Genomic DNA, 21255 nt, shown 5'->3' with positions numbered 1-21255 from the left:
CCCCAAAAACTATGGCACACGTGAAACTGCACATTCCCGGTCCGGTGGAGGTCAGCGAAAAGACGTTCAAGGCGCTCTGCTCGCCGATGATCGGCCACCGCGGCCAGGGCTTCAAAGACCTCTACGCGAAAATCCAGCCGCAGCTCCAGACCCTGCTGTCCACCAAACAGCTCGTTTACCTCTCCACCTCGTCCGCGTGGGGTGTGATGGAAGGCGCGGTGCGGAATCTCGTGCAGAAAAAGGTGTTAAACTGCATGTGCGGCGCCTTTTCCGACAAGTGGTTCGATGTCTCCAAACGCTGCGGCAAGGACGCCGAGGCGCTCCAGGTGCCGTGGGGTTCGCCCATCCGCGCCGCGGACGTGGACAAGAAACTCGCCACCGGCCAGTTCGATGCGCTCACGCTCATCCACAATGAAACCTCGACCGGCACGATGAGTCCGCTCGCGGAAATTGCCGCGCTGAAGCAGAAATATCCCGACGTCATGTTCATCGTGGATTCCGTCAGTTCCATGAGCGCGGTGCCGCTCGCGTTTGACGCGCTCGGCATTGACGTCCTGCTGGCCGGGACGCAAAAGGCCTTCGCGCTGCCGCCCGGGCTCGCGGTGTTCGTGTGCTCGCCGGCGGCGCTGGCCAGGGCCGCCACGGCCCGGGACCGCGGTTATTATTTCGACTTCCTTGAATTCCAGAAGAACGCGGAGCAGAGCATGACGCCGAGCACGCCAAGCATCAGCCACGTTTACGCACTGGCCTCCAAACTCGACGAGTTCTTCGCCGAAGGCCTGGAAGCGCGTTACGCCCGGCATCAGCGCACCAACCAGATGACGCGCGACTGGGCGGCGAAACACGGCTTCACGCTGTTCCCCGAGCAGGGCGCCGAATCACTCACGCTCACCTGCGTCAACAACGGTGCCAAGCCGGGCGGCCGCACGGTGGACGTGCCCAAGTTGCAGAAGCTCGTGAAGGACCAGGGCTTCCTGATTGACGGCGGCTACGGCAAAATCAAAGGCACCACGTTCCGCCTCTCGAACATGGGCGACGAAACGCCGGAATCCATGAACCAGCTCTACGCCGCCCTCGACCAGGCGATGGCACAGCTCTGAGCAAAATTGTCAGGTTTGCGCGGCGGGCGATGCTTGCGGGCATCGCCCGTTTGCTTTTGGGCCGGTCAGGCGTCTGCCCGCGGCCGCCAAAATAAAATCGGAATTTCCACCTAAGTCTGGCTGACTTGGTGGAATACAGCCAGTGAACGATGAGCCGATCGGCCGCAACCATGAGCAACCACGCACCGGCGGATGCAGACCCGGGGGCCTTCCGGTGGGATGAGTCCACGCTGCGGGTGCAGCAGTTGTTCGTGCAGCATCAGGGCCGGTTGCGGGCGTTTGTCCTGTCGCTTACGCCTGACTTTTCGACCGCGGACGACGTGATGCAGGAAACCTTCCTCGTCGTTTCGCGCAAGGCCGGGGAATTCCGGCCGGGTTCAAATTTCATGGCGTGGGCGCGGCGCATTGCCACGTTCAAGGTGCTGGATGTCATCCGCGACCGTCAACGCGCGCCGGTGCGGCTCTCGGACGATGTGGTTGAGGCGCTCGCCGCGGCGGCGCCGGATGACGAATCCGAGGCGCAGTTCGCGGCGGAAACCAACGCGCTCAAACAGTGTCTGGAGAAACTGGCGCCGGCCGCGCGCGAATTAATCCGGCTCCGTTATTTCGGCGAACACACGCCCGAGGAAATCGGCCGGCGGCGTGCGCAGTCGGTGAATGCCATCAATGTCACGTTGTCCCGCGCCCGCGGGTTCCTGCGCCAGTGTCTGGAGCGGCGGCTCAATGTTGAAGGTTCCCACCCATGAACGACGAACGCCTGTCCCATCTCATCGACGCGTTTCTGGACGGCCAGTTGACGCCGGACGAACAGGCTGAACTGGAGGATTTGCTCCGGCGGTCAGCGGCGGCGCGGGCGCAGTTCTGGCAGGAATCACGCCTGCACGCCCTGTTGCACGCCGTGGAAAATGAAACCGCCGCAGAGGCGCCGCTCGCGCTCCCGTCGCGTTCGCGGATGGCTATCCTGCCGTGGGTTTCGGCGCTGGCCGCCTGCTTGGTGTTGCTGGCCCTGCTGGGCTCACGCTTCTGGCCGGCGCGGTCGCATCCTCCGGTCAAAATCGAAGCCACCACCGCAGCCGTGGCCGTGCTGACGCGTGCCGCCGACGTGAAATGGAGCGGGGCGGCCGGGCCGCAGACGGGCGCGGCGCTGGAGCCCGGCTGGGTGAAACTGGAATCCGGCCTGGCGCAGATTGAGTTCTTCGGCGGCGCGCGCGTGCTGCTCGAAGGGCCGGCCGAGTTGCAGTTGCTTTCGCCGTCTTCCGCGTTTTGTCGCGCGGGCAAGCTGAGCGCCGAAGTGCCGCCGGCGGCGCGGGGGTTCAGCCTCGGCACGCCGCAGACGCAAATCCGGGATTTGGGAACCGCGTTTGGTGTTGAGGTCACGCCGGCGGGCGCCGAGGTGCACGTCTTTCAAGGTGAGATTGAGTTGAACCCCGCGCCGGCCGGGCATCTTCAAGTCAAGGCGGGCGAGGCGCTCCTGGTCGGCCACAACTTGACCGTGCAGCCGGTGGCGGCGGATCGGACGGCCTTTGCTTCCCTCAGTGATTTGGACCACAAGTTGTCGGCGGCGTTGCACCGGCGGAAACTCGAATGGGACGCCACCAGTGCCGAAATCAACGACGACCCGTCGTTGCTGGTGCGCTTCGATTTCGCGCGGACGCCGACGGCGTTGGGCGCCCTGCCGAACGTGGCCGCGCACGGCACGGCAGTGAAAGACGGCGCCATCGTCGGTTGTCGTTGGACCGAGGGCCGCTGGCCCGGGAAGTCCGCGCTGGAGTTTGGCCGGGTCAGTGACCGGGTTCGGCTGGAGGTGCCGGGCGAATTGAAATCGGCAACGCTCGCGGCCTGGGTGCGTGTGAACGGGCTGGACCGGGCCTACAATTCGCTCTTCATGGCCGACGGCTTCGCGCCGGGCGCCACACACTGGCAGATCCTGAACAACGGCGTCGTGCGGCTGGGCGTCGCGAATCGCGATGGCGCCAACCACGCGGATTACGACAGCCGCGTGGTGTTCACGCCCGAGCGGTTCGGGCAATGGGTCCATCTCGCCGTGGTTTACGATGCAACGGCCGGGCAGGTGACGCATTACGTGGACGGCCGTGTGGCCGGGCGCGCGCCGCTGGCGTTTTCCCTGCCGTTGCACATTGGGCCGGCGCAGCTCGGCAACTGGGACACGGGCCGCTACGCCATCAGCGGGCCCATCGCCATCCGCCATTTCAGCGGTTGCATGGATGAATTCGACCTGTTCCAGCGCGCGCTCAACGACAAGGAGGTCGAACAGCTTTACGCCGCCGGTGCGCCGCAGCCCGGCCCGATGCAGGTCGCGCAAGTCACGGACGCTTTTCCTCCAAACAAAAACCCGTAACCCCGAGTGAATAAAATGACCAAAACCCATCTGGCCTGCCTTGTCCTGGCGGGACTCACTGCCGTCCAATGCGTGATGGCCGCCGACGCCACGTCGCCCGATCCTTACGCCAACGAAACTCCCGCGCAACGCGACGCCCGCATGGCGTGGTGGCGCGAGGCGCGTTTCGGGATGTTCATCCACTGGGGCGTTTATTCCGTGCCGGCCGGATTTTACCACGGCAAGCCTGTTCCCGGCATCGGCGAATGGATCATGAACCACGCGAAGATTCCCTGTGCGGAATACCAGTCCTACGCGAAGGAGTTCAATCCGGTGAAGTTCGATGCCGACGCCTGGGTGAAGGCCGCCCGGGACGCGGGCATGAAATACATCGTCATCACCGCGAAACATCACGACGGCTTTGCGATGTTCGCGACGCAGGCGAGTGATTGGAGTCTGCCCAAGGCGTCGCCGTTTCATCGTGATCCCTTGAAGGAACTGGCCGCGGCCTGCCGCAAATACGGCGTGAAGCTCGGATTCTATTATTCACAGGCGCAGGACTGGAACAATGGCGGCGCGGCGGCCGGCGGCAAATGGGATCCAGCCCAGGAGCACAGCATGGACGATTATATCGACAAGATTGCCGTGCCGCAGATGAAGGAGCTGCTCAGCAATTATGGCGAGTTCCCGGCCGTGTTGTGGTGGGACACGCCGGTGGACATGAACCGCGACCGCGCGGCGAAGCTGATTGAGGTGTTGAAGCTCAAGCCGGGCATCATCCACAACAACCGCCTCGGCGGCGGCTTCCGCGGCGACACCGAGACGCCCGAGCAATACATCCCCGCCACCGGCTATCCGGGCCGCGATTGGGAAACGTGCATGACGATGAACGACACGTGGGGCTTCAAGAGCAATGACCACAACTGGAAGAGCGCCGAGACGCTCATTCGCAACCTCGTGGACATTGCGAGCAAGGGCGGCAACTACCTGCTCAACGTCGGTCCCACCCGCGAAGGGCTCATTCCCGAACCCAGCCTGGAACGATTGCAGGCCGTGGGCGCGTGGATGAAGGTCAATGGCCCGGCCATCTACGGCACCACCGCGAGTCCGTTCAAACGCCTCACCTGGGGCCGCTGCACCAAAATCGAGAAGGGCAACGCAACGACGCTGTTTCTCCACGTCTTCGACTGGCCGGCGGATGGCCGGCTGCACGTGCCCGGTTTGAAAAACAAGGTCGTCTCCGCGGCGTTGCTGGCGTCCGGTCAGAAGCTCGCCACCCAGGCCACGGCGGATGGCGTGAGCATTGCCGTTCCGGCCCGCGCGCCCGATGCGATTTCCTCCACGATCGTGCTCAACATTGCCGGCGCGCCCGAAGTGGTGGCGGCGCCGTTGCTGCCGGAAAAGGACGGCACGCTGGCACTCAAGGCCGCCGATGCGGAACTGCACGGCGAACTACAATACGAGTCCGGCCGCGACCACAACAACATCGGGTTCTGGACCAATCCCGATGACTTTCCCAGCTGGACGATCAAGGTGGAGCGCGCCGGGCAATTCACTGTCAGCGCGGAAATGGCCTCGCTGGGCGAAGGCCGGTTCGACGTGCTTGTGGACGGCCGGAAGCTTTCCGGCACCGCGCCGAACACGGGCGACTACGGCAAGTTCCGCCGGCTCGAACTCGGCACTTTGGAGATTGCGGAACCGGGCCAGGTCACCATTGCGGTGAAACCGGTGAAGGAGGGCTGGGCGCCCATCAATCTCCGCGCACTGACCTTCAAACCCGTCGCCCGGTAAGCCGCGTTTCGCTTCCGGCCCGTTGAATGGCGGCGCAATTCGCCTCGCCTTCAACGGGCCTTTTGTTTCACATCCTCCGCGTGGTTGCCCCCGACGTGTATCAACTTGTCCGCCTGCGCAACGGCACCGTCAGCGTGCGGTCCGTGGCCGATGCGGAGACGTTTCATCCGGGCATCGGGCCGGTGGCGGAGGCGGAGGCGCTCTACGTCCGGCAGCTGAATTTGCCCGGGCGCGTGCGCGAAACAGCCGGCGAGTTCGTGCTTTGGGATGTTGGCCTGGGCGCGGCGGCGAACGCGTTGACCGCCGTGCGGCACTGTGCCGGGGCGCTCCGCGATTCGGAACACCGCCGCCTCCGGCTCGTGAGTTTCGATCACACATGCGGCGCGTTGACCTTTGCGCTGAACCATGCCGCGGCACTGGGTTACCTCGATGGCTTCGAGGCGCCGGTGGCGGAGCTGCTGGCAAACCGCCGGGCGCAGTTTCGCCACGCGGAACTCGACGTGGAATGGCGGCTGGAGCTGGGCGACTTTCCCGCGCTTCTGGCGGACGGTGGCCGGGCCGGGCTCGTGCCGCCGCACGCCATTTTGTTCGACCCGCATTCGCCGCAGAAAAATCCGGCGATGTGGGCGGTGCCCCTGTTCATGAACCTGCATCGTCATCTGGATCCGCAACGGCCCTGTGCCCTCGCCACCTTCACCCGGAGCACGCTGGCGCGGGCGGCGATGCTCCTCGGCGGTTTCCATGTTGGCGTGGGGCATCCGTCGGGTTTGAAGGAGGAAACGACCGTGGCCGCGAACCGGCTGGAATTGCTGGCGGAGCCATTGGACCGGCGCTGGCTGGAACGGGCCGCGCGTTCGGACAGTGCGGAGCCGTTGGTGGAGCCGGTTTATCGCCGGGCGAAATTGGGCGCGACCACCGCGGCGCGCTTGCGGGAACATCCCCAGTTCGCGGCCCAATTGGCCCCGGAAACAGCCGTTTTTGGGAAAAATGCTGTTTGACCGGCCAGTGCTTCCCAACTAGTGTGCCGGCCCGTTTTCGGGCGATTATGCGACACACAATCTCAGTCCTGGTGGAGAACAAATTTGGCGTGCTCACCCGCGTGGCCGGTTTGTTCAGCGGCCGCGGTTACAACATCGACACCCTCAACGTCGGCCCGACCCAGGATCCCAAAACCTCGCGCATGACGATTGTCACGCGCGGCGATGATGCCACGGTGGAACAAATCATCCGCCAGTTGAACAAGCTTCCGAACGTGCTCAAGGTGCAGGATTTTCGCGAGGGCGAATACGTGGACCGCGAGCTGGTGCTGGTGAAGGTCAAGGTGGACTCCAAGACGCGCGCCGAAGTCATGCAGATCACCGACATCTTCCGCGCCAAAATTGTGGACGTGCAGCCGAAGAGCCTGACCGTCGAAGTCACCGGTGCCGAGGACAAGGTGGAAAAACTGCTGGAGCTGCTGGACGGCTTCGGCGTCCTGGAACTCACCCGCACGGGCAAGATCGCCCTGCCGCGCAAGTGAGCCGGCAACGGCCGGCGCCCGCCCGTCCACGGGCGACATTACGCCGGCGGCAAACCGTCAACCTGAAATCTCAACAATCGTAAATCCGTTTACTCATGGCCGCTAAAGTCTACACCGACAAGGACGCCGATCTCGGCGTGTTAAAAAACAAAACCCTCGCCGTGCTCGGCTTCGGTTCGCAGGGCCACGCCCACGCGCTGAACCTCAAGGAGAGCGGGTTGAACGTCATCATCGGCCTTTACGAAGGCAGCAAGTCCGTCGCGGTCGCCCGCGAGAAGGGCTTTGAAGTCGTGCCCACCGCCGAGGCCGTCCGCCGGGCGGACGTCATCATGGTGGCGCTGCCCGACACCAAGCAGCCCGCGTGCTACGAGCAGGACATCGCGCCGAATCTGACCCAGGGCAAGACGCTCCTGTTCAGCCACGGCTTCTCGATTCATTTCAAGACTATCGTGCCGCCCAAGAACGTGAACGTCATCATGGTCGCGCCGAAAGGCCCGGGGCATATCGTCCGCCGTCAATACACCGAAGGCAAAGGCGTGCCGAGCTTGATCGCCGTGTATCAAAACCCCGGCAAGGACGCGAAGAAGATCGCGCTCGCCTGGGCCAAGGGCATCGGTGGCACGCGCGCCGGCGTGATCGAAACGAACTTCAAGGAAGAGACCGAAACCGATTTGTTCGGCGAGCAGACCGTGCTGTGCGGCGGTTGCAGCGCGCTGGTGCAGGCCGGCTTCGAGACGCTGGTCGAGGCAGGTTACTCGCCCGAGATGGCTTACTTCGAATGCCTGCACGAGTTGAAGCTGATCGTGGACTTGATGAACGAGTCCGGCATCAGCGGCATGCGCTTCTCGATTTCCGAAACCGCCAAGTGGGGCGATGTGAGCGTCGGCCCGAAGATCATTGATGCGTCGGTGAAGAAGCGCATGAAGGCGGCGTTGAAGGACATCCAGAGCGGCAAGTTCGCCCGCGAATGGGTGAAGGAATACAAGGGCGGCTACAAGAAATACAACGCGCTGCTCAAGAAGGGCGCCAACCACCCGATCGAAAAGACGGGCGCGAAGCTCCGCGCGCTGATGCCCTGGATGAAGAAGACCAACATCAAGGGCGCCCAGGCCGCTTACTAAAGCCAGCCGCCAAAACTTCAAAGCCGCCTTGCTGATGCAGGGCGGCTTTTTTGTTGCTGCAAAAAATGGCCGGCGGGCTACCGCCGCCACCAGCTCGTCTTGCCCTTTGGCTTGTTTTCCTCGGGCGCCTGGGATTGCTGGATGAGCAACTGGCTGCGCGCGTATTCGAGCGCGAGCCGGAGTTCGTCGTAGCTCAGAAAGCGGTCGCCTGGGTGCTTGGCCATCATGCGGCTCAGGATGTCGCTGGTGGCCTGGGTGATGTCCTGCAGCACCTGGTTGGCCGGTGTGAGCGGCGTGTGAACGTGGGCGCCCACCAGTTCCTCCACGGTCGGCGCCTCGAACGGCGTGTGCCCCGTCAACGCGTGGTAAAGCGTCCCGCCCAGGCTATACATGTCCGAGAGGAACGTCTCCTTTTCGCGCTTCACCTTTTCGGGCGCGACGTAGTAAGGCGTGCCGCGCAAATCGTCGTCCGGATCGGAATCGGCCTTTCGCGCCAGACCAAAGTCCACCAGCTTCGGTTCGTTGTCGGCGTTGAACAGGATGTTGCCCGGCTTGATGTCGCAGTGAATCAGGTCGTGTTTCAGGACCAGGTCCAGCGCGGAGGCAATCTTGATGCCGATGTCCAGCACGTCGAGTTCGGGGAGTGATTTGTATTTTTCGATGCGCGAATCGAGCGTGCCGCGGTCGGCCAGTTCCATGACCAGGTAACGCAGGCCCTCCCAGTCGTCATAGCTGTAAATCTGGACGATGTTCGTGTGGTTCAGCGACGCCTGCGCCCGCGCTTCGCGGTAGAAACTTTCCAGGCCCTTGGGATCCTCCTCGAGTTCCTTCTTCATCAGTTTCACCGCCACCTCGCGTTCGAGCACGGTGTCAAAGGCGCGATACACGGTGCCCATGCCGCCGGAGGCGATTTTGGCGCGGAGTTCGAGGCCGCGCAGCCGCAGGGGCATCATGATGGAGTGACCGCACTTGCTGCAGGGCACGGAAGAAAGCGGGGCGAGATCGCCGGGGATGAACACCTTGGTGTTGCAACTCATGCAGGTGACCATCCGCAAGGGTTTGTCTGTGCTCATGCACCGCAATCTAAACCGCGTCCTTACAGGCGACAAGCGCACAGACAGGCGCGCTGAAGCACCGCAGAATTTGCTTTGCAAACCGGCGCCAGTCGGAAAGCTGTTGCGCGTCATGCCTGCCCCCGTCCTTGACCAGTTTGAATTTGAAACCGCGCTCTGGCGTGCGGGATTGCAGCGCGTGGCCGGCGTGGACGAGGCGGGTCGCGGACCGCTGGCCGGTCCGGTGGTGGCAGCCGCCGTGGTGTTGCCGCCCGCGTGGCTGGAAACGGGATTGCCGCCGGTGCTGCGCGGGCTGAACGACTCCAAGCAACTGACCGAGGCGCGGCGCGAGGCGTTCTTCACGGTGCTGACGCGGCTTCCGGAAATCCAGTTCGCCGTGGCCGCCGTGGATGCGGCAACGGTGGACCGCATCAACATTCTGCAGGCCACGCATCGCGCCATGAACGAGGCGCTCGCCCAACTTGCGCCCGCCCCCGAGCACGCGCTGGTGGACGGCAAGCCGGTGAAGTCGCTGCGCTTTCCCCAGACGGCCATTGTCAAAGGCGATGCACGCAGTTACTCCATCGCCGCGGCGAGCGTGCTGGCGAAGGTGACGCGCGACCGCCAGGCCGCCGAGTGGGACCGCGCCTGGCCGGAGTATGGTTTCGCGGTGCACAAGGGTTATGGCACGCCGCAACATCTGGCCGCCCTCCGCCAGCACGGACCATGTCCCATCCACCGCCGCAGCTTTGCCCCGCTCAAGCTGGAGCAGCCCGAGCTCATTTGAATCCGCCATGACGTTGTGGGAGCGCATCAAGACCCGGTGGTTTCGTGCGGCAGAACCCGAGCATTTGCGCCGCGGCAAACTCGGCGAGGCGGCCGCGAAGAAACACCTGCAACGACTTGGCCTGAAGTTCCTCACGGCGAACTTCCGGTCCGCGCGCGGCGAAATTGACCTGGTCTTTCGCGATGACGATGACCTGGTGTTTGTCGAAGTGAAGACCCGTTCTTCCGAGGACTGGACCCGGCCGGCCGCGGCGGTGAACGCCCGCAAGCGCCGGCTGTTGTCGCAAACCGCGCTCGATTACCTGAAGCTGCTCAAAAACCCGCCGGTTAAAATTCGCTTCGACATTGTCGAGGTGCTGCTGCGCGACGGCGCCGTTCGCGAAGTGCGGCATCTGCCGAACACCTTCACGATGAGCCGGCCCTATCGCTACGGCTGAACAGCAACGCGGGCCGTGTGGTCCGTGCGCCTGCGCACCGCCTTCAATGATGCTCGCCCGCCAGCAGATCGGACTCCTTCAGCGCGAGCTTGAACGGTTCGAGCGGCGTCAGCTCGTCGTGATCGAGGAAGGATTCACAAATCGCGAAGAAGTCCGCCTTGGTCGCGGCGCGGCGGATGGCGTGCAGGAACCGGCCTTCGGCGTCCACACCCAGCCCGAGGAAGTTCATGAACCGCTTCATGTGCATGACCTGGGAGGCCTCGCGGGTTTCGGGCCTGATTGAGTGCTCCCACAATGCGCGGATGTAGCCCAGCACATCACGTCCCCGCGGCACGAACGGCGGGCAGCCCGCCTGGTGATCCCGGATTTGCTGGAACAGCCATGGATTGCGGATCGCGCCGCGGCCAATCATCAGGCCGCGGGCGCCCGTTTGGGCCAGCACGGCCTCCGCCTTGCGTGCGGAATAGATGTTGCCGTTCGCCAGCACCGGACAGCGCAGCGCCTGCACCGCCTGCGCGATGAACTCGTAATGCACTTCGCTCCAATACATCTCGGCCACCGTGCGCGCGTGGATGGTCAGCAAATCCAGCGAATGCTTCGCAAAGATGGGCAGCAGTTCGTCAAACACCGCCGGCGAATCGAAGCCCAGCCGGGTTTTGACGGTAAACTGGATCCGCACCGCGTCGCGCAGCGCGCCGAGGATGGCATCCACGCGCGCCGGTTCACGCAGCAGGCCGCCGCCCGCGCACTTCTTGTAAACCACGGGCGCCGGGCAGCCGAGGTTCAGGTCCACGGCGGCCACCGGCAGTTGTTGCAGTTCGCGCGCAGTGCGCACCAGCGACGGGATGTCATTGCCAATCATCTGCGCGACGACCGGCCGGCCCGTCGGATTTTCGACAATGGACTTGAGGATGCTCTTTTCGAGGTTGGAAGTGGCGTGAACGCGGAAATACTCGGTGAAATAGACGTCCGCGCCGCCGTAGCCGGCCATCAGCTTCCAGAACGCCCAGTCCGTGACATCCTGCATCGGCGCCAGCGCCAGCAGGGGCGCGGAGCCGGTCAGCATCGCATCGAACTGTGCGCGAAAATCCACGGGCGGAGCATAGCCCGGACCGGCAGGCGGATGCACCCAATTTGCGGCGGCGGCCCGCGGTTGCTGTTGTCAACCCGCCGGGCGCCGCGTTAGCTTGCCGGGCGATGACGCCGGCCCAGCAAACCTCGATTCTGTCCGCCTCCATCTGCGAGGTGCGCTTCGACAATTTGACGCGCCAGCTTTACGCCACCGACGCGTCGCACTACCAGATCGAGCCCGTGGCCGTGGCGTTTCCGCGCGGTGCCAAGGAGGCCAGCGCCATCATTCGCGCGGCGGCCGACGCGGGCGTGGCGGTGATTCCGCGTGGTGCGGGCACGGGGCTGATCGGCGGCGCGATCGGCGACGGCGTCGTGGTGGATTTCTCCCGGCATAATCGCGGCATCGGGGAATTCAATCCTGAACGCCGCACCGTGCGCGTGGGCGCCGGCGTGGTGCTCGATCAGTTGAACGATTACCTGCGCCCGCACGGCCTGTGCTTCGGGCCCGACGTGGCCACGAGTTCGCGCGCCACGCTCGGCGGCATGATTGCCAACAATTCCAGCGGCGCCCACACGCCGTATTACGGCACCACCACCGATCACGTCATCGAACTCGAGGTCGTGCTTGCGGACGGCAGCGTGGTCAAAACCGGCCCGCGCCGCGACACGCTCGCCAAGCAGCGCGAGGTGATCGAGAACCTGATGTTCCTGCACAGCCTGGAGATTGCGGAGCGACGTCCGCCGGGATTGAAAAAGCGCTGGCCGGCCTACGCCGTGGAGCGCTGTCTCAAGGGGCCGATCAACATCAACCACGTCCTGTGCGGCAGCGAGGGCACGCTGGCGGCGATTGCCTCCGCGGAACTGCGGCTCTCGCCGTTGCCCAAGGCGAAGGGGCTGGCGCTGCTGTTCTTCGATTCCGTGGCGGACGCGATGCAGGCCACGGTGGCGTTGCTGGATCTGCAGCCCGCGGCCATCGAACACGTGGACCGTCCGCTGCTCGACCAGACGCGGGGCAAAATCAAATTCCAGGCCGCGCGCGATCTGCTGGACCTCGATGCCCGGCCCTGCGAGGCCATTCTGGCGGTTGAGTTTTTCGACGACCTGGATGACAAGCTGGCGGCAGTGGAGGCGAAGCGGCTCACGTCGCGGTGTCTGCTGGTGCGCGATCCGGCGCAGGCCGCGTTGTTCTGGAGCATTCGCAAGGCGGGCCTGTCGCTGCTTACCGGCATGGCCGGGGATGCCAAGCCCGCCACGGTCATCGAGGACGCCGCGGTGCTGCCGGAGAAGCTGCCGGCCTACGTCGCCGGGCTGCACGGCATTCTCGACCGGCACGGCCTGACCGCCTCGTTTTACGGCCACGCGGCCTCTGGCCTGTTGCATGTGCGGCCGGTGGTGGATTTGCACACGCCGGCGGGCGTGAAGCTGTTCCGGCAGCTCGCCGGCGAGGTGGCGGCGCTGGTGAAGGAATTCAAGGGTTCGCTCTGCGCGGAACACGGCGTCGGCCTGGCGCATTCGGAGTTCATGCGCGACCAGCTCGGCGAGGCGCTGTTCGGCGTGATGAAGGAAATCAAAAAGTCCTTCGACCCATACAACCTCTTTAATCCGGGCAAAATCGTCACCGACGGCCGCTACGAAATTGACGATCAACTGCGGCTCGCGCGGCGGCATGAATTGTCCCTTCCGTTCACGCCGGAGCTCGCGTTTGCCGCCAAGGACGGCACGTTCCTCCGCAACCTCGAACAATGCAACGGCTGCGGGGGCTGCCTCAAGTGGACGCCCACGATGTGCCCCACCTACGTCGCAACGGGCCTCGAAGGCATGTCCACGCGCGGCCGGGCCAACCTCATCCGGGCGGCGTTGGAGCTGCGCGGGGTGCCGTCGGGCGACGCGCTGCACGCCGGGGAGCTGGACTTTGCGCTGAGCAACTGTCTTTCGTGCAAGGCGTGCGCAACCGAGTGTCCGTCGAACGTGAATCTGCCGCTGCTCAAGGCGGAACTGCAGCACGCGCGCATCCAGCGCGATGGTTTGAACCTGCGCGAACGACTGTTCAGTCACGTGGACTTTCTCGGCCGCGCCGGCTGCATCACGCCGGGGCTCGCCAACTGGTTTTTGAAGTCTTCGCTCACCCGCGGTGTTTTCGCGCGCCTGCTGGGGCTGGCGCCCGAACGCGAGCTGCCGGCCTACACGAAGCACCGGTTCGACAAATGGTTCTGGCGGCGCGCCGTCACGCCCAAATCGGCGCCGCGGGGCCGGGTGGTTTTGTGGGACGACACCTATGCGCGTTACTACGATCCGGGCATCGGCGTGGCGGCCGTGCAGGTGCTCGAAGCCGCTGGCTTTGAAGTCACGCTGCTGCGCGAACGGCAATGTTGCGGCCGTCCGGCCTTCAGCCAGGGCAATCTCGACGAGGCGCGCCGGCTCGGCGAACACAACGTCAACCTGCTGCTGGCGCAGGTGGATCAGGCGCCGGTCATTTTCCTGGAGGCGTCGTGCTGGTCCATGTTTGCCGAGGACTACACGGAGCTGAAAATTCCGCACGCGGCGCGGGTGGCTTCGCGCTGCGTTTTGTTCGAGCAATTCCTGGCCGATCTGCTCGACCGTGAACCGCAGGCGCTGAGTTTCGACCACCGGCCGGGCAACGTGGTCATCCACGCGCATTGCCACGCGAAGTCGCTCACGGCCACGTCATACATGGCCCGGCTGGCGGCGCGCCTGCCCAACCGCACGGTGACGATGCTCGACACGGGCTGCTGCGGCATGGCCGGCGGCTTCGGGATGCAGGCGTCGAAGTATGAACTGTCGCTCAAGGTGGCCGAGCCCCTGATGGCGCAAATCAAGGCGCTGCCGTTCAACACCACCGTGGTCGCGTCCGGCACCAGCTGCCGGCACCAGATTGCGCACCTCGCCAACGTGCGGTTGCGGCACATGGCGGAACTGCTGGCGGAATCGCTGGCCCTGCCGGCCGCGTAGCGGCGGCGTCCGGCCGGTTTACTTCAGCTTGGGGAAAAACTCGTGCGCGGTTGCACAGGTGGCACGGCTCAATTCCTCCAGCGGACAGCCTTTCACCTGCGCAACGGTTTCGGAGATCTCCTTCACAAAGGCCGGTTCGCAGCGTTTGCCACGGTGCGGCACGGGCGCGAGAAACGGGCAATCGGTTTCCAGCATGAACCGTCCCAGCGGTGTGGCGGCGATCACGTCCCGCACGTTCTGGCCGTTCTTGAAGGTGGCAATGCCGGTGAAGCTGACGAGCGAGTCCAGCGCCAGGACGCGTTGCATCTCCGCCACGCTGCCTGCGAAGCAATGAAACTGCCCGCGCACACGGCCGGCGAATGGTTCCAGGAGCGCCAGCGTGTCCGCGAAGCAATCGCCGCGCTGGTGAATGACGCAGTTCAGGCCGGTTTCGGCGGCGACTTCAAGGTGCTGGCGGAAAACGTCCGCCTGCCGCCGTTTGATGGGTTCGTCTTCGGCGGGCGTGCCGCCTTGTGTGCTCGGGAGCCGGAAGTAATCGAGCCCGGTTTCACCGATGGCAACCACCTTGGGATGTTGTGCCAGTTCGCGCAAAGCGGGGCGGAGATCCTCCGGCGCTTGAGCAGCGTCATTCGGATGCCAGCCGACGACGGCGTAAATGCCATCGTGCTGTTCGGCGAGCGCGATGGCGCGGCGCGAGCTGTCGAGGTCCGTGCCGATGGAGATGAGCCGCGTAATGCCGGCCGCCCGGGCGCGTTCCAGCAGTTGAGGGAAGTCGCCGGCGAAATCCGGATAATCCAGGTGCGCGTGGGTGTCGTAAAAAATGGCCATGCTTTGGGCGCGGTCACGATGCGGGGCGGTGGTCGGGTTCGGCAAGTCCGGAAAGCGGCGGCCAGCTGGAGGCTGAGGCCCGACACTTCGCGCCGGCGCCTTTGAAGCCGGCGCGGGTTTTCCCCGTTTGGGGGCAGAGAATCCGTTTGCTTCGGCGCGCCGGGCCGACTAAATCCTTTTCGGACGTTCACCCGGAAACATTTTTAAAACCATGGCCAACACGCTTTATCACCCGAGCATCGAGGGCGCGCAGCACGGCGCCAAATCACTGTCGCAATTTCTTGCCTACGCCAAAAAGTCCGGCGCCGCGGGCGCCCAGCCGTCGAACTTCATGTTGCAAGGCAGCAAGGGCTTTCATTCGGCCAGGGAAATTCGCGCCGCATTCCAGAAGGCGAAGCTCCAGCTCGACGGTGTTTCCGCGCATTGCCCGTTCTGGGTGCACACGACGGCCTGGACGGGCAGTCCGACCGTGCGTCCGTTCATTCCCGCCGATGTGGCGAAAAAATCACCCGCGCAGATCGAACAATGGGCGGAGGACTACCTGCTCGGCCTGCTGGATTTGTGTGCGGAACTTGGCGTTCGCATCGTGCCGATGTTTTGGGGCGTGGCCTTCGGCTGGGAAGTCGCGACCGGCTATCCGTGGGGATTCTGGAAGGGTGCGGATTACGACCTCGTGGCGGAAGGCACGGAGCGTTTCGTGAAAAAGACCGCCCGACTGCGCGCCCACGCGAACAAGCTGGGGATTTTCCTGTGCCATGAAATCCATCCCGGCACGGGGGCGCAGACGGCCGGCGACTTCCGCGCACTGGTGGCGGCGTGCGACGGCGACAAGTGTCTGGCCGTGAATGCCGACCCGTCCCACTGCTGGGAAGGCGAAGCGTGGGAAGCGCGGTTCCGTGCCGTGGGCGACCGCATCTATGCCGCGCATGTGAAGAATTTCGTGATTCGTTCCGGCGTGGCGCTGCGCAAGATGGAGCCGAACTGGCCCGGCCGCGCCATGCAGTTCACGGACCTGCCCACCGGCGAACTCAACCTGACGCGTTATGCCGAAATGCTTGTCAACGTCGGCTACCCGCAGCGTTACTGTGCTGTCACCGGCAAGAAAACCGCGCCGCTTGTGGTGGAAGCCGAAAGCGCCTACCGCGATCTCGACGCGTGCAGTGCCAACGGCATCGCCTGGGTGCGCGACCACCTGTGCTTCCCGGTTGCCGCCGGCTCGTTTGAGGACGGGATGGGGGCGTGAGTTGCGGCGTCGAGGTGTGGACCGGGAGCGAACCAACATTGAATGGTTCGCCTCGGTTGAACGCCATTGCCATATTGGCACCATGAACTCCCAGAATTCACCTTCTTCCATTCCCCGCCGTTCCTTTCTCAAAGGCGTGGGCGCCGCGGCGGCCGGGCTGGCGCTGACGCATCCGCTGTTGGCGGCCGAAACGAATGCGCCGATCACGGTGCCGCACAGCGCCGGCGTGCCGCGCCGCAAGCTCGGCAAGACCGACGAAATGGTGTCCCTCATCGGGGTGGGCGGGCATACGCTGGCCACGGCACCGGACGAGGCCACTTCTATCCGCATCGTGCACGAGGCGATCGATGAGGGCATCAACTTCATGGACAACGCGTGGGAATACCACAACGGCCGTTCGGAGGAAGTGATGGGCAAGGCGCTGGCGGGCGGCTGGCGTGACAAGGTTTTCCTCATGACCAAGATGTGCACCCACGGCAAGGACAAGCAGGTCGGCCTGCGCATGCTCGAAGAGTCGCTCCGACGCCTCCAGACCGATCACCTCGACCTGTGGATGATTCACCAGTTGGACAACCAGGAGCAGGTGGACGCGGCGTTTGCGCCGGGCGGTTCCATCGCGGCGCTGGAGGAGGCGCGCCAACAGGGCAAGGTCCGTTACGTTGGCTTTACCGGTCATCAATCGCCGGACGTGCACCTGGCAATGTTGAAGCACGATTACCCGTTCGACGCGGTCCTCATGCCGGTCAACGCGTTTGAGGCGAACCGGGCGGGATTTCGCACGCGCGTGCTGCCGGACGTGGTGCGGCGGGGGATGGGCGCGGTCGCAATCAAGAGCCTCGGCGGCAACGCCCGCGTGGTGAAGGACGGCAAACTGACGGCGGAACAGGCCATCCGTTTTTCACTCAGCCAGCCAATTACGGTGCAGGTCGTGGGGATGAACTCGCTGGAAAACCTGCGCGACAATCTGAAGATTGCCCGCGCCTTCAAACCGATGCCGCCCGCGGAGCAGGCAAAATTGACGGCCCAATGCGCGGGCTTCGATGCGTCGCGGTATTGCAGTTACCGGGCGCCGGGCTACTGCGATGGTGACGCCTGGCGGCGGGCGTGAAAAAGCGGGGCAGGTGATGCGCCTGTCCCGCGCTCGCTAAACTGTTGTTGAATTCCTGCCGGCCCGGCTCCGTGCCGGCGGCCGGTTCAACCCTTCTTGGTGGCCTTCCACTTCGCCCAGCGGGCCTTGGCGGCCCGGCTGATGGCGGCGCGGCCGGCGGCGGTCATCTTGCGCTTCTTGGCAGGCTTGCCGGCCGCCACTTCGGTGTCACCCACCAGTGCGGCCAGTTCCTTGTTCAGGCGCGCGATCTTCTCCTTGAGAATCACGGCCCGCTTCAATTGTTGGATGGAAAGCGAACTGAGGTCTTTGCTCATACGGCGCGACTATGACCGATTCGACGGGGCTTGCCAAGGATTCCCCGATGCCGGCGGCAGTGCACAGCGTGCGGGTCCGGCGAAACCCTCCCCTGTTTCGGTGATTTGCGGCTAACCGGGTTTGGGGATAGGCGGTGGGCGGCAGCCGCCTAGAATGGCGGTCATCAATTCCCGAGGTCGTGACGGCGCGGCGCGTTTGGCGCGGTGCCGCCGGCGTTGGCGGGTTGAACGACAACAATCATGAGCACAACCACCCTGAGCCGCCCGATGGCCACCTGTTCCCTCCGGCAACAAACCTCCCAACAGCTATGAACAACTCCCAACCATCTCCGCGGGGCCTGTCAGCCTTTCTGGCGGGCCTGGCCTTGCTGGCGTTTGCCGGGTCTGCGGCGGCGGCCCTGAGCATCACCACCTCCAATCAGGTTGGCACGGCCAACACCTATCCCTTCACGCCCACTTGGACGCCGTCGCCGGGCAGCTTGATCGCCGGTCTGGCGCCGGACACCACGGCGGGCAATTTTGCGTTGGATGACACCAACCGCAACGTCAACAGCCTGACTTCAGGTGGCAGTCTGGCGATCACGACCTACCCCGGCAACACCGGTCCGGACCCGGTGGGCAACACGACCACGAGCTCGAACTACGTGAGCTGTGGCAACGGTGCCGGCGCGGGGTCGCTGATCGTTTACACGCTGCCGCTTTCCGCCAACGGATACAACCTGACGAACATCACGGTTTACAGCGGCTGGGCCGACCGGGGGCGCGATGCGCAGGCTTACACGGTGCTGTATTCCACGGCAGCCGATCCGGGTGATTTTCAGTATTTAACCTCGGTCAGCTATAATCCCACGGTGCCGGCCAGCACCGCGTCGGCCAACCGGGTGGTCATCGACGATTCGGCGGGCGGGGTGATCGCTGCAAATGTCGCCGCGGTGGCGTTCGTTTTTTCCACGCCGCAAGTGGAGAATGGCTGGGCCGGTTACGGCGCCATTACGGTGGAAGGGACGACGGCCACGAGCGTGGTTTCGCCGGTCGTTTCCGTCACGACTTCCAACGAGTCCGGCGGCAGTCCGTTTACGCCGACCTGGACTCCGGAATCGCCGAACCTAATCGCGGGACTGATGCCGGGCACTCTGACGGGCAATTTCACCCAGGAAAGTTCGGGCGGCACGCCCGTGTTGACGGACGGCCTGGTGGGAAATTCCGGCGACGTCAGCGGCTTTGCGACCTGCGGCAGCAACGGGGGTAACACGTTGATTTATTCCCTCACCAACCTGGTGAACGGTTCGGATGTGACGAACGTCGTGGTTTACAGCGGCTGGGGCAATGCGGATCGCGATGGTCAGTATTACGCGCTTTCCTACTCCACCATCGCCGCGCCCACGACCTACCTCCCGATCGCGACGGTCTTTTACAATCCTCCAGGTGTGACCGGCGCCTCCGCGAACCGGGTGGCGCTGGCGATGAGTGATGGCAGTCCCCTGGCCAGTGGCGTGGCCAACTTGAAGTTTGATTTTGGCGGGGTGCCGGGCGCCGGCGGTTTTGACAACGGCTACGTGGGCCTTTCCGAAATCATCGTGCAAGGGCAGGACACCGTGGCGCCGCCGCCGCCGCCGTCGCCTTACCTGACGCAGGACACGCTGCCGGCCTACGCGGAAACGGTGGCGGGCGACGACGTGGTTTTCACGGCGGCCTTCAGCAATTCGCCGCCGGCGGCGCTGCAATGGCAGTTCATCAGCGGCGGCGTGACCAATGATCTCGCCGGCGCCACGAACGCGACGCTCACCCTGACCAACGTTCAGGTGGCCAGTTCCGGCGCCTACCAGTTGAAGGCGGTCAACGCCACGAATGGTGCGGCGGCGCCCTCGTATGCCACCGCGGCGACACTCGTCGTCAGCAACATCCCGGCGGCGGTCAACAACGTCATCCTGAAGTATGCCGGCCAATGCGGCCTGGGCGCGGCGGGCAGCAGCACGAACTTCTATCCCACCTGGACCATCAACACGAACAACGATCTGGTGCATGGCTTTCCCATTGGCAGCGGTCCGGGAACGGCCACTCCGGGCGTGGGCAATTACGGTCTGGACCAGGCTTATGGCGACCCGACCATTCTGGCCGATGGCGCGGTCGGTTATCTGAATTACTGGCCCGGCGTGGGCAGCAGCCCCTACCTCGTCACCTGCGGGCCGGGGGGCGGTGCCGGGTTATCCATGACCTACACCTTCGACACCACGGTGGCGCCGAATGGTTATGACCTGACGAACATCGTGGTTTACGGCGGCTGGGGTGATGCCGGGCGCGATGAACAAAAGTATCAAGTGCTGTATTCCACGGTGGCGGCGCCCGACACATTCATCAGCATCGGCACCTTTGACTACAACCCGGCCAATCCAAAGGCGACCCAGTCGGCCACGCGCACCTCGCTGGTGCCGCAAACGGGCGCGCTCGCGCAAAACGTCTATGCGGTGCAGATCAATTGGAACCTGCAGGGTTCCCAGCCGGAGAACGGTTACGAAGGCTATTCCGAAATCGTTGTCCGCGGAACGCTCTCCGCGCCCAAGCCGGTGCTAACCCAGGGTATTACGCCGCTCACGGCGGACGACGTGGTGGGCAGCTCGCTGACCCTCACGGCGGGATTCAGCGGCGCCACCAGTTATCAGTGGCAGAAGGATGGCGTTGACATTCCCGGCGCCAACTCCGCGAGTCTGGTGCTGACCAATCTGCAACCCGCCGATACAGCCACCAACGGCGGCTATCGGCTGGTGGCCTCGAACGGGGCCGGAAGCACGGCCACGCGGGAATGTCCGGTGATCGTCAATCCGGCGCCGGCCGCCGTGGGCAATGCCATGGTTGCCTTTGCGCATCAGACGTCGGATGCGGGCACCTTCAGTCCGACGTGGGACACCGCGTCCTTTGCCGGCAGCCTGATTGCCAACGCGTATCCCGACAGCTACGGAACCGGTGATTTCACCGATCCGGATTTGAACCCCAACAGCCACGGCCTGGCGGGCGGATTGTATGTGCTGACGGACGGCGATTATGGGGCCATCATCGATGGCGGGCCGCATCCGGCCTTTGCCACGTGCGGACCCAGTGCGGGGCAATTCGTGACCTATGTGCTGCCGGCCAGCGCGAATGGTTACGACATCACCAACCTCGTCATCGCCAGCGGCTGGAACGACGGCGGCCGTGACGCCGACTGGGCGACGCTCTCCTACTCGACAGTGGCCAATCCCACCACATTCATCCCCATTGCGGTGGTGACGAACAACCCCACGGTGAGCACCAAGTCCGTCGTTCGCGGGACCATCACGGGCACGAACGGATTGCTGGCGGGCAACGTTTACGCGATCCGGGCGGATTTCACCACGCCACCGGGTATCGAGAACGGATATTGCGGTTTCAGCCAGATCAACGTGTTCGGCTCGCCGTCCACGGCCAACCCGCTGCCGCTCGTCGTATCCACGGAGAACCAGAACACGGACACGCCGACGTGGGTGCTGGAAACACCCAATCTGATCGCGGGTGAACTCCCCAGCAGCACCGGACCGGGGGCGTTCGCGGGCGGGTTCAACAA

General features: G+C 64.4%; 17 protein-coding genes. 13 read left to right on the top strand and 4 right to left on the bottom strand.

What is annotated here, in order from left to right:
- Positions 1–11: 11 nt before the first annotated feature.
- From VFV96_07215 to ilvC, 7 genes are all read left to right on the top strand, one after another.
- Positions 12–1100 (top strand): alanine--glyoxylate aminotransferase family protein, encoded by a 1089-nt coding sequence (locus tag VFV96_07215; protein HEU5070185.1) that lies wholly within the window; start codon positions 12–14, stop codon positions 1098–1100.
- A gap of 170 nt (positions 1101–1270) precedes the next feature.
- Positions 1271–1846 (top strand): sigma-70 family RNA polymerase sigma factor, encoded by a 576-nt coding sequence (locus VFV96_07210; protein HEU5070184.1) that lies wholly within the window; start codon positions 1271–1273, stop codon positions 1844–1846.
- Entirely contained in the window at positions 1843–3459 is a 1617-nt protein-coding gene (locus tag VFV96_07205) for a LamG-like jellyroll fold domain-containing protein (GenBank protein ID HEU5070183.1), read from the top strand. Before VFV96_07210 ends, VFV96_07205 begins: the two co-directional genes overlap by 4 nt.
- Positions 3460–3474: 15 nt before the next feature.
- A complete protein-coding gene (locus VFV96_07200) occupies positions 3475–5229 on the top strand; it encodes an alpha-L-fucosidase (GenBank protein ID HEU5070182.1) in 1755 nt (584 codons plus the stop codon).
- 62 nt (positions 5230–5291) lie between these two features.
- Positions 5292–6227, top strand: coding sequence for an MnmC family methyltransferase (locus tag VFV96_07195; protein HEU5070181.1), 936 nt, complete (start codon positions 5292–5294; stop codon positions 6225–6227).
- Between the two features lie 47 nt (positions 6228–6274).
- Entirely contained in the window at positions 6275–6748 is a 474-nt protein-coding gene (gene ilvN / locus VFV96_07190; GenBank protein HEU5070180.1) for an acetolactate synthase small subunit, read from the top strand.
- A gap of 95 nt (positions 6749–6843) precedes the next feature.
- Entirely contained in the window at positions 6844–7869 is a 1026-nt protein-coding gene (gene ilvC, locus VFV96_07185; GenBank protein HEU5070179.1) for a ketol-acid reductoisomerase, read from the top strand.
- Between the two features lie 77 nt (positions 7870–7946).
- Here ilvC and VFV96_07180 read toward each other — a convergent pair whose 3' ends face one another.
- On the bottom strand, positions 7947–8942 hold the full coding sequence (locus tag VFV96_07180; protein HEU5070178.1) for a serine/threonine-protein kinase: 996 nt from the start codon (positions 8940–8942) through the stop codon (positions 7947–7949).
- Between the two features lie 112 nt (positions 8943–9054).
- Here VFV96_07180 and VFV96_07175 point away from each other — a divergent pair, with 112 nt between their 5' ends.
- Together VFV96_07175 and VFV96_07170 are read left to right on the top strand one after the other, a co-directional pair.
- Positions 9055–9708, top strand: coding sequence for a ribonuclease HII (locus VFV96_07175; GenBank protein HEU5070177.1), 654 nt, complete (start codon positions 9055–9057; stop codon positions 9706–9708).
- Between the two features lie 7 nt (positions 9709–9715).
- A complete protein-coding gene (locus tag VFV96_07170; GenBank protein ID HEU5070176.1) occupies positions 9716–10144 on the top strand; it encodes a YraN family protein in 429 nt (142 codons plus the stop codon).
- Between the two features lie 43 nt (positions 10145–10187).
- On the opposite strand, the gene VFV96_07165 is transcribed toward VFV96_07170, so the two are convergent.
- Positions 10188–11273, bottom strand: a complete 1086-nt coding sequence (locus VFV96_07165) for a tRNA-dihydrouridine synthase family protein (GenBank protein ID HEU5070175.1) — start codon at positions 11271–11273, stop codon at positions 10188–10190.
- Between the two features lie 68 nt (positions 11274–11341).
- Here VFV96_07165 and VFV96_07160 point away from each other — a divergent pair, with 68 nt between their 5' ends.
- The gene (locus tag VFV96_07160) at positions 11342–14185 is read left to right on the top strand and encodes an FAD-linked oxidase C-terminal domain-containing protein (protein ID HEU5070174.1); all 2844 of its coding nucleotides are present in this window, start codon (positions 11342–11344) and stop codon (positions 14183–14185) included.
- Positions 14186–14203: 18 nt separating this feature from the next.
- Here the strand turns inward: VFV96_07160 and VFV96_07155 are convergent, their stop codons facing one another.
- Positions 14204–15013 (bottom strand): TatD family hydrolase, encoded by an 810-nt coding sequence (locus tag VFV96_07155; protein ID HEU5070173.1) that lies wholly within the window; start codon positions 15011–15013, stop codon positions 14204–14206.
- Positions 15014–15224: 211 nt separating this feature from the next.
- Between VFV96_07155 and VFV96_07150 the strand changes: the two genes are divergently transcribed.
- Both VFV96_07150 and VFV96_07145 read left to right on the top strand, forming a co-directional pair.
- Positions 15225–16256, top strand: a complete 1032-nt coding sequence (locus VFV96_07150) for a TIM barrel protein (GenBank protein ID HEU5070172.1) — start codon at positions 15225–15227, stop codon at positions 16254–16256.
- An 82-nt stretch (positions 16257–16338) separates the two neighbouring features.
- Positions 16339–17364: an aldo/keto reductase gene (locus VFV96_07145; protein ID HEU5070171.1), complete on the top strand. Its 1026-nt coding sequence runs from the start codon at positions 16339–16341 to the stop codon at positions 17362–17364.
- Between the two features lie 86 nt (positions 17365–17450).
- On the opposite strand, the gene VFV96_07140 is transcribed toward VFV96_07145, so the two are convergent.
- Positions 17451–17678: a hypothetical protein gene (locus VFV96_07140; GenBank protein HEU5070170.1), complete on the bottom strand. Its 228-nt coding sequence runs from the start codon at positions 17676–17678 to the stop codon at positions 17451–17453.
- A gap of 308 nt (positions 17679–17986) precedes the next feature.
- On the opposite strand from VFV96_07140, the gene VFV96_07135 reads away from it, so the two are divergent.
- On the top strand, positions 17987–21255 hold a 3269-nt coding region (locus VFV96_07135), incomplete at its 3' end, for an immunoglobulin domain-containing protein (GenBank protein HEU5070169.1).

Source organism: Verrucomicrobiia bacterium, from assembly GCA_035765895.1.
Taxonomy (GTDB): Bacteria; Verrucomicrobiota; Verrucomicrobiia; order Limisphaerales; family DSYF01; genus DSYF01.
Note: the sequence above shows the minus strand (reverse complement) of the source record. Positions and strands in the feature narration are given on the sequence as shown.

What these genes read in the sequence shown, in the direction of transcription:
- VFV96_07140 (HEU5070170.1), bottom strand. Translation starts at nt 17,678, where the DNA reads ATGAGCAAAGACCTCAGTTCGCTTTCCATCCAACAATTGAAGCGGGCC.
- VFV96_07170 (HEU5070176.1), top strand. Translation starts at nt 9,716, where the DNA reads ATGACGTTGTGGGAGCGCATCAAGACCCGGTGGTTTCGTGCGGCAGAA.
- VFV96_07180 (HEU5070178.1), bottom strand. Translation starts at nt 8,942, where the DNA reads ATGAGCACAGACAAACCCTTGCGGATGGTCACCTGCATGAGTTGCAAC.
- VFV96_07200 (HEU5070182.1), top strand. Translation starts at nt 3,475, where the DNA reads ATGACCAAAACCCATCTGGCCTGCCTTGTCCTGGCGGGACTCACTGCC.
- VFV96_07205 (HEU5070183.1), top strand. Translation starts at nt 1,843, where the DNA reads ATGAACGACGAACGCCTGTCCCATCTCATCGACGCGTTTCTGGACGGC.
- VFV96_07215 (HEU5070185.1), top strand. Translation starts at nt 12, where the DNA reads ATGGCACACGTGAAACTGCACATTCCCGGTCCGGTGGAGGTCAGCGAA.
- VFV96_07145 (HEU5070171.1), top strand. Translation starts at nt 16,339, where the DNA reads ATGAACTCCCAGAATTCACCTTCTTCCATTCCCCGCCGTTCCTTTCTC.
- VFV96_07160 (HEU5070174.1), top strand. Translation starts at nt 11,342, where the DNA reads ATGACGCCGGCCCAGCAAACCTCGATTCTGTCCGCCTCCATCTGCGAG.
- VFV96_07175 (HEU5070177.1), top strand. Translation starts at nt 9,055, where the DNA reads ATGCCTGCCCCCGTCCTTGACCAGTTTGAATTTGAAACCGCGCTCTGG.
- VFV96_07155 (HEU5070173.1), bottom strand. Translation starts at nt 15,013, where the DNA reads ATGGCCATTTTTTACGACACCCACGCGCACCTGGATTATCCGGATTTC.
- ilvN (HEU5070180.1), top strand. Translation starts at nt 6,275, where the DNA reads ATGCGACACACAATCTCAGTCCTGGTGGAGAACAAATTTGGCGTGCTC.
- VFV96_07150 (HEU5070172.1), top strand. Translation starts at nt 15,225, where the DNA reads ATGGCCAACACGCTTTATCACCCGAGCATCGAGGGCGCGCAGCACGGC.
- ilvC (HEU5070179.1), top strand. Translation starts at nt 6,844, where the DNA reads ATGGCCGCTAAAGTCTACACCGACAAGGACGCCGATCTCGGCGTGTTA.
- VFV96_07210 (HEU5070184.1), top strand. Translation starts at nt 1,271, where the DNA reads ATGAGCAACCACGCACCGGCGGATGCAGACCCGGGGGCCTTCCGGTGG.